This is a genomic window from Gilliamella sp. ESL0250 (assembly GCF_013345045.1).
Taxonomy (GTDB): Bacteria; Pseudomonadota; Gammaproteobacteria; order Enterobacterales; family Orbaceae; genus Gilliamella; species Gilliamella apicola_H.
The window spans coordinates 282,284-294,530 of sequence record NZ_JAAEDV010000001.1 but is presented as its reverse complement, the minus strand read 5'-3'; the positions used below and the strand labels follow the sequence as shown (position 1 = coordinate 294,530).

At 27.5% G+C, this 12,247-nt stretch carries 9 protein-coding genes; 2 read left to right on the top strand and 7 right to left on the bottom strand.

Translation table 11 applies throughout. The annotated features are described in order from the left end of the window. Nucleotides 1-18: 18 nt before the first annotated feature. Complete coding sequence (locus GYY69_RS01345; RefSeq protein WP_174796064.1) at nt 19-984, bottom strand: glycosyltransferase family 8 protein; 966 nt, start codon at nt 982-984, stop codon at nt 19-21. A gap of 150 nt (nt 985-1,134) precedes the next feature. Here GYY69_RS01345 and GYY69_RS01340 point away from each other — a divergent pair, with 150 nt between their 5' ends. Together GYY69_RS01340 and GYY69_RS01335 are read left to right on the top strand one after the other, a co-directional pair. Continuing rightward, nucleotides 1,135-2,112, top strand: a complete 978-nt coding sequence (locus GYY69_RS01340) for a glycosyltransferase family 8 protein (protein WP_174796063.1) — start codon at nt 1,135-1,137, stop codon at nt 2,110-2,112. Nucleotides 2,113-2,131: 19 nt separating this feature from the next. Then, nucleotides 2,132-3,199: a glycosyltransferase family 2 protein gene (locus GYY69_RS01335; RefSeq protein ID WP_174796062.1), complete on the top strand. Its 1,068-nt coding sequence runs from the start codon at nt 2,132-2,134 to the stop codon at nt 3,197-3,199. A 35-nt stretch (nt 3,200-3,234) separates the two neighbouring features. Here the strand turns inward: GYY69_RS01335 and msbA (GYY69_RS01330) are convergent, their stop codons facing one another. The 6 genes from msbA (GYY69_RS01330) to GYY69_RS01305 form a co-directional block, all read right to left on the bottom strand. Further along, the gene (gene msbA, locus GYY69_RS01330) at nt 3,235-5,007 is read right to left on the bottom strand and encodes a lipid A ABC transporter ATP-binding protein/permease MsbA (RefSeq protein ID WP_174796061.1); all 1,773 of its coding nucleotides are present in this window, start codon (nt 5,005-5,007) and stop codon (nt 3,235-3,237) included. A gap of 26 nt (nt 5,008-5,033) precedes the next feature. Next, complete coding sequence (gene msbA, locus GYY69_RS01325) at nt 5,034-6,770, bottom strand: lipid A export permease/ATP-binding protein MsbA (protein WP_174796060.1); 1,737 nt, start codon at nt 6,768-6,770, stop codon at nt 5,034-5,036. Nucleotides 6,771-6,871: 101 nt separating this feature from the next. Further along, nucleotides 6,872-7,969, bottom strand: coding sequence for a glycosyltransferase (locus tag GYY69_RS01320; protein ID WP_174796059.1), 1,098 nt, complete (start codon nt 7,967-7,969; stop codon nt 6,872-6,874). Between the two features lie 286 nt (nt 7,970-8,255). Beyond that, nucleotides 8,256-10,430 carry a glycosyltransferase gene (locus GYY69_RS01315; RefSeq protein WP_174796058.1) on the bottom strand — a complete coding sequence of 725 codons (2,175 nt, stop codon included), beginning with the start codon at nt 10,428-10,430 and terminating at the stop codon, nt 8,256-8,258. A gap of 12 nt (nt 10,431-10,442) precedes the next feature. Further along, nucleotides 10,443-11,249, bottom strand: coding sequence for a glycosyltransferase family 32 protein (locus GYY69_RS01310; protein WP_174796057.1), 807 nt, complete (start codon nt 11,247-11,249; stop codon nt 10,443-10,445). Nucleotides 11,250-11,268: 19 nt separating this feature from the next. Beyond that, nucleotides 11,269-12,192, bottom strand: a complete 924-nt coding sequence (locus tag GYY69_RS01305) for a glycosyltransferase family 2 protein (RefSeq protein ID WP_174796056.1) — start codon at nt 12,190-12,192, stop codon at nt 11,269-11,271. Between the last annotated feature and the right edge of the window lie 55 nt (nt 12,193-12,247).

Below are 12,247 nucleotides of genomic sequence, written 5' to 3'. Positions count from 1 at the left end.
ATTTATGTACAGAAAAGATCAACAGCCCCTAAACAAATAAAGATAATAGAACTTTAATGCTATGGCAATTCTTCCTTCTTTTAAGCTGAATTTAGCATAATGACGTAACCAAGATTTTTTTAAGGCTAGAGGGCGTTTAGTAGTTTTCCAAGGGGATAACTTAAAGTATATTTTAAATAATTCAGAATTAAATGTTTGGTACCATGGTTTATATCCTGAAACGTAATGCAATAATACAGTATATGGTGCAATTGACTGTTCTTCTTTACAGGAAATTGAAATTTGAATCTTAGTATTATATTTAATTGGTAAAAGTAGAGTTTTATTTTCTAATAAAATATTTAAAACATCTTGATCAGCAAAACGATAAACATTTCCATCATTTATCATATTCATGCACTGTTCGGTCAAATTGTTTATCGCCCATTGTTTAGTATTTATAAGTAAAACACCTGCATTAAAATATTTTTCTGAGTCAATTAAGTATAAATCTTTTATAATATTTTTCATTACATTATCATCAGGTATGACACCAGCGATATTATCCTTTAATTCTGTATTGTATAATGTGTCGATTCGTTTTAAACATAAAATATCACTATCAATATACAAGAATTTTTCTGTTTCATCTTTCAATACATCAGGAATGATAAATCTAACACACGACATTGCAGATAAATAGCCTAAAACTAATGTCTTTGAATTAATTCGAAAATTACTGTTGAGATAATATATTTTTATTGTAGTTGTTGTACTTACCAAATGTTTGAATTTTTCCAAATTAGCAGGGGATATTTGATCTATAAACAGATGAAAGCATAAATGTATATCAGGATTATTGCAGATAACTGAAGAAATAGTGACGCCTGCTGGCATTGCATAATTATCGTCGAATGCTAATGCTATGTGCATCATATCTAAATTTTCTTTTTCTAATTCTTTAAAAACCTGAATTTCACTGATATATTTATTTAAGTTAAACATTTATTACTTTTAGTTAAAGGACTTTCCTTTATTCTAAATAAAATATAGCCATGTGTAAATTTATTTAATCTTACTCAATTTTTTAATCTATATTTTAACAAGAATTAAATATATAATTAACCATATATTTTTAATATCTAAATTGTCTACATGTTTAACGTTAATAAATTTATTGATCAAATAAAACCCCTTTTTAATAATTATGATCCTAAATACTCAATACTTAATATTGCTTTAGGATTTGATGATAATTATGCAATCCCAGCGGGAGTTGCGATGTTATCGGTAATAAAAAACACGCCAAATTATAATCTAAATTTCCATTTATTTATTGATCAGGTCTCCGAAATTAATCTTGATAAATTCAAAGAATTAAGTAGCAATAACGTTTCAATTACACTCTATTATTTGAATAGTAATTTCATAATTAATCCTAAAACTTTAGTCTTACATATTGCTACAATATCAACGTGTATTCGTTTTATCATGCCAAAATTATTAGAAACAATAACTGATAAATTAATCTATCTTGATAGTGATATAATATGTTTACAATCATTAGCTCAAATAGCCGAATATAATATTGAAAATTATATTGCCGGAGTAGTCTGTGACACAAAAGATATGCAACAAACAATTAGCGAAATGTATCGTATCGATTCAACTAGATATTTTAATGCCGGCGTACTGCTAATAAATACAAAAAAATGGTGTGAAGAAAATATTTCAGAAAAAGCACTTGAGCTAATTAATGATGGAAACATATATAAATTCGCAGATCAAGACGTTTTAAATATTTTGCTAGAAAAGAAAACACTCTTACTTCCTATAAAGTTCAATACAAAAATTAAACTTTCAATTGATGCTCATCAAGAAAAAAGTATTAGGCCTTATACAGTAATTTTGCATTATATTTCACAAAATAAGCCTTGGTTTAAAGTCTATCAATCTGAAATCTTTGAGCATTATTTTCAATTATCACCATGGAAAAGTGATAATTTACCTTTAAGTGCAGATAGTTCGTCAATAAGAAATTATGCTAAATACTTAATGAAAAATAGAGCTTATTACAAAGCTATTTACTATTATGGGGTTTACTTAAAATATAAGTTATTCTTAAAAAAATAATTCTTAATAAAAATATTATATGATAAATAATAATGCTCCTATTTCGATAATTATACCTTGTTATAATGTAGAAAATTACATTGCTAATTGTCTAGACTCATTAATTCATCAAAGCTGTTTACCCGAAGAAATTATTTGCATAGATGATGGTTCAACTGATGACACACTGCTAATTATCCAAAAATATTCATCAAAATTCGACTATATAAAAATTATTCAACAAACTAATCAGGGGGTAAGTGTAGCTCGAAACAAAGGAGTAGAATTAGCAACTAGTGAGTATATCTTATTTATCGATTCAGATGATATTCTAAATACAAATCTATTGTATCAATTTGAATCATCATTAAAAGCCGAACCTAACTTAGATATATTTTACTTTGACTATACAACTTTTAAGATTAACGTACCCATAGATGCAGCAAATAAAATTATGGATATAGAACCAACAATTTTTAAATCGGGGACAGAATTACTAAATTATTTATTAGAAAAAGTCAATTACTCTGGTGTAGTATGGAGATATATATTTAAACGGCAGCTATTCACAGAAAAGTTTAGTGGAACTAATCATGAAGATCATCTGGTATCACTTGCTATTATGACTAACGCAAAAGCATCTTATTATTTTAATAATAAGAATGCACATTTCCACCGAGTCCGATCATCTTCGTTATCAAATCTATATATTGACAATATATATACAGAAACATTAAAAAATGTTTTAAAAAAGTGTATACAACAAATTAATGAGTTACCATTATCAAATAAAGCAAAACTCAATTATACTTTGGTTATGAATGTAACTTATTTAGAGACCATCTTAAGATCGAATATAATTAAACGAAAGCAAGAAAAAGATAATATAATTAAGGAATTAGGTTTATTGAAAATACTAATTCGCATTTATACAAACAATAAACCCAATATTATAAGAAATACTTTTTATATTTTAAAATTCGTAAAACAACATGACTGTTCTCTTTCAACGAAAAAGGCACTATTAAAATGCGTAATTACCAAACAATATCCAAAATTAGATATTAAAAACAATTACAGACAATATTCTTCATTAGATAAATTTTAGTAATTAATTATTAAATCTAAATGTGAAAAAATTAATTAGTCGTTAAAATTACCTTTATATAACTTTGTATACATGCCGTTCATGTTTAATAATTCGGAATGAGTACCTTTTTCAATAATTCTACCTTCATTCATAACTAGTATCTCATCTGCATTCTCAATAGTCGACAATCTATGGGCAATGACAATAGACGTTCTCCCCTTTTGTAATTCATCTAAAGCTTTTTGTATTGCTCGTTCTGATTCAGTATCTAGAGCAGATGTAGCTTCATCTAAAATAAGGATCGGGTTATCCCTTAATAAAGCTCGAGCTATTGCAATACGTTGACGTTGTCCTCCCGATAACAATACACCATTTTCGCCAACTAATGTGTTGAAGCCTTTATCAAACTGTTGTATAAAATCATAAGCGTTAGCTTTTTTGGCAGCATCTTCAATTTGATACTGGGAAAATTCACCGATCTTACCATATGCAATATTATTCGCAATTGTATCATTAAATAAATGGACATTTTGAGACACTAATCCAATCTGGTTTCTTAAACAGTACAAGGTAAAATCTTGTATATTTATACCATCAATTAAAATTTTACCTTGTGAAACGTCATAAAAACGAGTTAGTAAACTGGCTATCGTTGTTTTACCAGATCCAGAATACCCCACTAAAGCAACGGTTTTACCAGAAGAAACAGAAAAACTAATATTTTGTAAAGCTAGCTCATGCCTAGTTTCATATCCAAATGATACGTTTTCAAAAGCAATATCCCCTTTTACTTTTTTAATATTTAAAGAACCTTTATCGTTTTCTATTGGCTGCTCTAATATAGCAAACAATGTTTGACAAGCAGCCATACCTTTTTGAAATCCAGCATTCACACTAGTTAAACTTTTTATCGGTTGCATTAACGCAACTAATGAAGAAAAAACAACTGTAAATTGACCTGGAGTAATATCTAAATCAGGATTGCTTGCTGTTAATAATACAAATGCAATTGCAAAAGAGATAACGACCTGAATTATTGGGGTAGATAATGCAGATATTGAAACCAATCGCATACCATCACGGCGAAATTTATTACTCACTTTATCAAAGTTTTTTGATTCTTCTTCTTGAGCACCAAATATAATAATTTCTCTATGCCCTTTTAACATTTGCTCAACAGACATAGTGACACTGCCCATAGAATTTTGCATGTTCTTTGCTAATTTTCTAAACTTTACAGAAATAAAGGCGATTAAACTAATCACAATTGGCGTAATAATAATCAAAGATAAAGATAGCTGCCAACTATTACTAAACATGGTATAAAATAATCCACAAATAAAAGCAGATTCACGTACAATCGTTATTAAAGCATCAGATGAAGAAGATGCAACTTGATCGGTATCATAAGTAATGCGAGATAATAATCGACCTGTGGAGTTTTGGTCATAAAAACTAACAGGGGCATCAACAAAATGACTAAATAGCCTCTGTCGAATTTTCATTACAATTTTTCCTGAAATCAATGAAAGGAAAATAGAATATCCATAATTTGCAATCCCTCGAAGTAAAACTAACCCAAAAATGTAAAAAGGTGCCATTAGTAAAAAATCTTGATCATTCATAGAAAAACCGCGATCAAGCAATGGTCGAAGTAACCCAATCAATGAGGTATCCGCAAAAGCACTAGCAATTAATAGAATAACAGACAAAAATAAAATAAACTTATGTTCTGCAATTAATGGCCATAGTTTTAAGAAGGTCTTCCATGTAGATGAGTCTTTATCTATATCATTTATATGATTTGGATTACTTTTTTTAGTCATATTATTCATTATCTATTTTAATTATTTCAAGAACACAATTGCATCTTATGCATTTGAGCATAAATTCCACCTAAATTGATTAATGATTGATGGCTTCCATCTTCAACAACTTTTCCATCATCAATAACTAAAATTCGATCTGCTTTTTCAATAGTAGATAGGCGATGAGCAATTATAATTGACGTCCGATTTTTTTGTAGTATTTCTATGGCATCTTGAACAAGTCGTTCAGACTCATTATCTAATGCTGAAGTAGCTTCATCAAAAATTAAAACCGGATTATCACGCAATAATACACGGGCGATTGCAATACGCTGTCGTTGACCACCAGATAACAAGATGCCATTATCACCGACCTGAGTATCAATACCTTTTTCCAACTTATCAATAAATTCAATTGCATTAGCTAGTTTTGCAGCTTTAATTATATCATCTCTACTATGCAGATTTTTTTCACCATAAGCAATATTTTCAGCAATTGTTCCATTAAATAAATGGACATTTTGAGAAACATAACCTATTTGCTTACGTAATGAGCTTAATGTATATTCTTTAATATTTACAGAATCTAACAATATTTCACCATGTGAAATATCATAAAAACGAGGAAGCAAACTCGCAATTGTTGATTTGCCTGCACCAGAGCGACCAACTAGTGCGATTGTTTGCCCTGCTTGTATTTTCAAAGAAATATTATTGAGTGCTGGTGTATGCCTAGTAGGATAAGTATAAGTCACATTCTTAAACTCAATATCCCCTTTAACTCTATCTGCAACAATAGAACCTTGATCATCTTCTAGTGGGGAGCTTAAAATATCGAATAATGATTCGCACGCAATTGCACCTTTTTGTAGTTCTACATGTAAGCTTGTTAGTTCTCGTAACGGGCGCATAACCGCAACCATTGCAGAAAAAACGACAGTAAAAGATCCCGGAGTAATATCTAAATTTTGGCTAGCAACTAAATAAAGTATAAAACCTAATCCTAAAGTAGCAACTAATTGGATGATAGGTGTAGATAATCTAGAAATAATTTCCATTTTTAGCATTCCACGCCTAACACAATCTGTGATGTAATTAAAATTGCGTTTTTCATACTCCCTAGCGTTAAAGATCAAAATTTCCTTATGTCCTTTTAACATTTCATCACTAGCTGTGGTAATTTGTCCCATCCCTTGTTGCATTGACGCAATTGTTTGTCGGAACTTTTTTGCAATAAATTGAGCAATAAAAATGATTAGAGGAACTAAAACAATCAGGACTGAAGCTAATTTCCAGCTTCCATATAACATAACTATGCACAATCCAATTGCATATGTTATCTCTCGAATAAGTATAATCAATGCATCAGAAGAAGCTTTTGATAGCATTTGAGTATTGAAAGTAATTACAGAAACAAGATCACCAACAGATTGCCTATCATGAAAACTTATAGGACTTTTGATTAAATGATTAAATATCATTATCCTAAATTTAGTTACTACCTTTCCTGATAGCCATGAAAGACAATAAGTTGATATGTAATTAGATAACCCTCTTAATAAAATCAAACCAATGATTGCAATAGCAATCGCAATTAAAAGGGAATAATTTTTTTCCATCAAACCATGATCAAGTAACGGTTTGGTAAGCGAGATTAAAGTTGCATCTGTAGCCGCATTGATTAAAAGCCCAACCACAGCAACAATTAATGCCTTTTTTAGTGGACAAATAAATGGCCATAATTTCTTTAATGTAGTAATTGAATTTAATTTTTGAGACATAATAAAGTATTTAAGAATAGAATTACTAAGTATTATACTATAAATAGCACCTTACTCGTTAATTTTATTGTAAGTCAAAATAAGATCAGTAAGTAATAAAATCAAAACCATAATTTATAACAGACTTGTATCAATTCTTTTTTTATTTTTATTTTAATACCTAAAAAACAAATAATATAATATTTATTTGCATCCCAAATACCTAACAAGCGTTGTTTCTTTGTTAAAAATAACTCATTTATTTTTCCTATTTTATGGTAGCACTTATCGGACAATAATATTAAATAACGATCATGAGGAAAATAAAAATTAAGATTAAATAAATTAACAATTTCAGTTGCTTTATTTAAAGCTAGTATCCGTTTATTCAGAGGAAGGCGACGCAAAGACTCATAAATATTTTGCTTAAATAAATCTCTTAATAAGGGCTTAAATCTCTCTTGCAACTTCCATTTAAACACAAAATTGAGCAAATATTCAAAGCCCAATAATGAATCTAATTCGTGTGATGTTTTATTATAAGTTTTACCTTTCTTATTATATTGGCTCATGATCGATCCATCTCTTATAAGATAATTATAAAATTTATCATTTACAAAAAAGGCGGAATTACACACCAAGGCATAAGACAAAAAAAATGGGTTATCTTCATACCAAAGTCCATCAGGAAATCTAATTTGGTATTTTTTTATTATTGAAAGTTTGTAAATTTTATTCCATACACAAACATCCATTTGTGCAATTACATCATGAGATAAATTAACTAAGCCTATACATTTATGTTCAAAATATTGCTCATCCTGAAATCGATTAACATGATTTTCTATAACAAGCCGAGTAGAGAAATAAACAAGATCTACTTTATTATTATTAAAATATAATAGTGAGTTTTCGTAAGCATTTGATTCAACAAAATCGTCTGAATCAACAAAAGTAATGTATTTTCCTTTGGCATGTTCAATCCCCACATTTCTAGCACAAGATAAACCGCCATTATTTTGATTAATAATTTTAATTCGTTTATCCGCATTTTGATATTTTTGCAAAATTGCAAATGAATTATCTGTGGAGCCATCATTAACACAAATAATCTCAATATTATCTATTGTTTGGTTAACAAGACTGTCTAAACATTTTTCTATATACATTTGTGTGTTATATACTGGAATAACAACCGAAAGGATTGGTAAACTACTCATTTTTTATTTTATTAGAAATCATTATAAATTAAATATTTTATCAGCATCCCATAAAATGGGCAAATTAGTTTTAGCGATAAAAATGATATCAACACTAATATGCAAATAGCTAATAAATTAACAATATAAAATGATACAAAAAACTATTGATGATTCCTAACTAAAGATTAGGACCGATAATAAGCCAAATGCAGTTAAAATCCATCATATAATTAACTACATTTTGCTAATTTTCAAATCATATAAAAAAGTAATTTTTTAAAAGTTATTAAATATAAAAAAGATATCAATGATAGATGTTCTTTATCTTAAGAAGGTAATCAATTCCTTCTTCAATTTCACAAATAGTTTGAGTTTCAGGATTAACATAATTACAGTAAAGAATATATGAAATATAAAATAATTCTTCTATAGAAAGTTTTCTTTTTCTCCGAGGTAGTGAAATTTTATCAATTGTTAATCCCCATCCTGCATAAAAAGGAATTCCATAAACATATACGAGCTTACCACACATTAATGCATCTAAACCTATCATATCATTATGTACATGAACTTCATCCATTTGATTTACTAAATCAAATGGATGAGTGTCATGATGTTCAAAATATTTTATAGTTAAATCCGACTCTAAATTAGCTAATATACTTTTGTAGCGTTTTAACTGCTTCTCACAGCAATTAATAGAAAATTTAATCACTATATTCGCATTTGGATTATTACAAATAACTTCATTAAGCATATCTTCAAAGGAGTAATTCACTTTACAAAATTTTTTATAAATTTCATGTTCAGATTGAACAACAAGTATGTTTTTTTTATGCTTTTCTTTATAAATATTAGAGAGGCTTTTAAAATTATTATATTTGGATATTTTTTCTTTAACGATTTTGTTAATAATATTTCTAGATCTCAGTAACTGCTTTTCATTAACAAATTCTGTATTTAAAAGTTCTTCTAGATCTGTTGCCACATTACCATCATTAAAATAACCTCGGCTGTCTAAAACAAATGAAATAGCAGAACAAAAGGTAGGCATTGCTGAACCATAAGGAGGTAAGATGTTACTTATAAAACCAGTGTATATATAATAAAATAATTTATTTTCCTCTACAGCAATTTTTACCATTTCCAAAATATCTTGATTTTCAAATGAAAATACTGCATTAGATTTATCAATATCATCTGTTAAATTAGCTACAACAGATAAATTTTCAAAATAATACTTAAATTGATTTAAATTCATTTGATTAAAGAAAATTAAATTATTTTTATTAGATAAAAAATTTCCTTTTTTTTGTTTTAAAATACTTGGAACAAGTATTTGTTGTAACTTTGACAATTCATTATATAAATTATTAAACTTATCATTTGTTTCTTTTGAAATCTTTTCCAGTTTGTTTTTAGATTTTTTCCTTTTAATTTTTAATCCTAATAAACATAAAGTAGTGCTACTTGACGAATGATATAAACCAAATAAACGTTGCTTTCTTGTGATATACTCAAGATATTTAATTTTATAATATTTTTTTTTCGATAGCGCTCTGAAAAAACGATTTCTAGGAAATAAAGAGATTAAAGAAAATTTGTTGACTATATTTGTCGATTTTTTTAACACACTCTCAATGTTTTTATGTGATGAATGATTTATTTCATCCCAAAAAATTCGTTCAAAAAACTTTTCTAATATAAAAACCACTTTATAAAATAAATTCCATTTAAAAATGAAAGTTAAAAGTTCTTCGAAACACAATAATCTATCTAACTCATGATTTAATTCATTAATTTTAGATTTAGAAAGTTTTAAAGTTAAATTCATAATTGAATTTTTTCTACTTAGGTAGTTATGAAGTTTTTCAGGCATAAAGTATGCAGAATTACACATTAATGCATATGACCAAAAAAAAGGATTATCTTCATATAGTTTACCTTCTGGAAATCTTATATGATAATCTTGGATAATCGAAAGTTTGTATATTTTATTCCATGCACAAACATCTAAAAATTGGATAACGTAACTTGTTAATTTAACTAAACCACTAAATTTATGTTGAAAATAATCTTGATTATAACGTTCACAATCATTATCTTCCATTATCAGATTTGTTGAAAAATGCACAAAATCTACTTCATCACTAACAAATCGCGATAAGGCTAACTCATATGCGTTATTTTCAACATAATCATCAGAATCTAAAAAAGTAACAAAATGACCATTAGCATGATCAATTCCCATATTTCTTGCTGATGATAACCCACCATTGGTTTTATTAAGAATTTTGATTCGGGAGTCTTTATTTGCATATTCTTTTAGAATAAGATGTGAATTGTCTTTAGAACCATCATTAATACAGATAATTTCAATATCCTTTAAAGTTTGGTTAATTAGACTATCCAAACATTTTTTCAAAAATTTTTCTGTATTATAAACAGGCACTATAACAGTCAATTTAGGTTGCAACATTGAGTATCCTATTTAAACAATAATAAATGCATATTTCTTTTTCTTAAATGAAAACGAAATTAATATTTTATTTGGTATTATTTCTTTATTCAATCTAACAAATTGTATTTTTTTGTTAATCCGAAATTTGACTTTAAATGGTTTTTTAACCTTGATTGGAATAGTTACATTATCAGTATCATCTTTCCAAGAAACATAGAACTGGTGAACACAATAGTTTAAGTATCCTTCTATTTCTTCACAAAAATAATGTGATGGAAAAATAATTTCTTTAGGAGAAATTTTTAAAGTATTAAATTTATCAAATGGTTCAGCAACTAAATTTTTATTTTTTAAAATAGTCGTAATTCGCTCAACATTAGTTGTAAGATCTACTTCACCATTTTTAATAAAACTATCATGCTCATACGTATCTAAAATTTCTTTAATAAAATCATTACACTTAGATGCCCCTAATGTTGCAGTTGAAATAGGGTGAATTATTCCTCTCCAATTCTCATAACAAGAAAAGAACTCCAATCCTAAAAAATAATCAAAAGAATCAAAGCTCTGAGATAAAGTAATATCTGTGTCTAAATATATACCACCTTCAGTCCATAAGGCATATATTCTAAAATAGTCAGATACAAAGGCAAATTTCCTTGTTTGGTAGGCTTCTTTAACATACCGATTGTTGTTTGCTAAATGAAGGTGATTATCATTCCATTCTACAAATTTATAACCAGGAAGTTTCTTTTTCCAATTAGCTATATTATCTAAAACTTTTTTTGGTTTAGGATTATCGCCAAACCAACAGTAATGAATTATTTTAGGAATCATGGTAAATAAAAAGACCTCATCATTTTTTAAAATAACTAAACAAGAAAATACTTAAAGAGAAACCGTATATTCTTTTCATGTAATATTTTGGTAAATTTGAATGTGTTAATAAGTTTAACAATGTTTCTTTAGTAACATTTCCACCCCATTGTAAATGCTTTCTAATCATAAAAAAAATAGCATTATACTTAGAAACATTAAGTTTCTTATTAAACATATATTGTAATATTGAATAAATTACTTTAGCTCTATCGATATTATTTCTTGTTTGCACTTCTGGATCAGGATTATTGCATTGAGAATTTTGATTAAGTTTATTATAGATATAATACGTTTTTTTTGTATAAACTAACTTTTGAGAATTAATTAAATATAATGAATTAAAATAAAAATCCTCAGCAAATCCAAAATAATTATCAGACTCAAGGAATTTAAGGCTAAGCTTTCTAATTTTACTTAAATTATACAATTTAGCATAAGGAGCAGGAAAAGAATCAATGCTTAACATATAAATGATCTCTTTCGTTTTATTTAATGATAAAGTTTCTTGCTCAAAAAAAAAGCTTTTAACTAATCCTTCATGGTTTTGATGATAAATATCACAAAATACGCAATCCACTCCATCTTTATACATTTTAATTAGCTCTTCAAAATAATTATTGGGTATAATATCATCAGAATCAATAAATGTAAGTAATTTACCACTTGCTTTATCGATACCCAAATTTCTAGCTTTATGCGATCCCCCATTCTTTTGATAAAAATACTTTATTCTTGAGTCAAACCTAAACTGCTCACAAATAGCTCTTGTAGAATCAAAACTACCATCATCAATTATAATTAATTCGTAATCAATAAAAGATTGAGAAAGTATACTATTTATACAAGAATAAGCATACTTTTCTGAATTATACATGGGCAAAACAACTGAAAGTAATGTCATATTTATTCCTAAACATTTATAAACACTTTACCAATCTACTTAAACCCAACAGCAA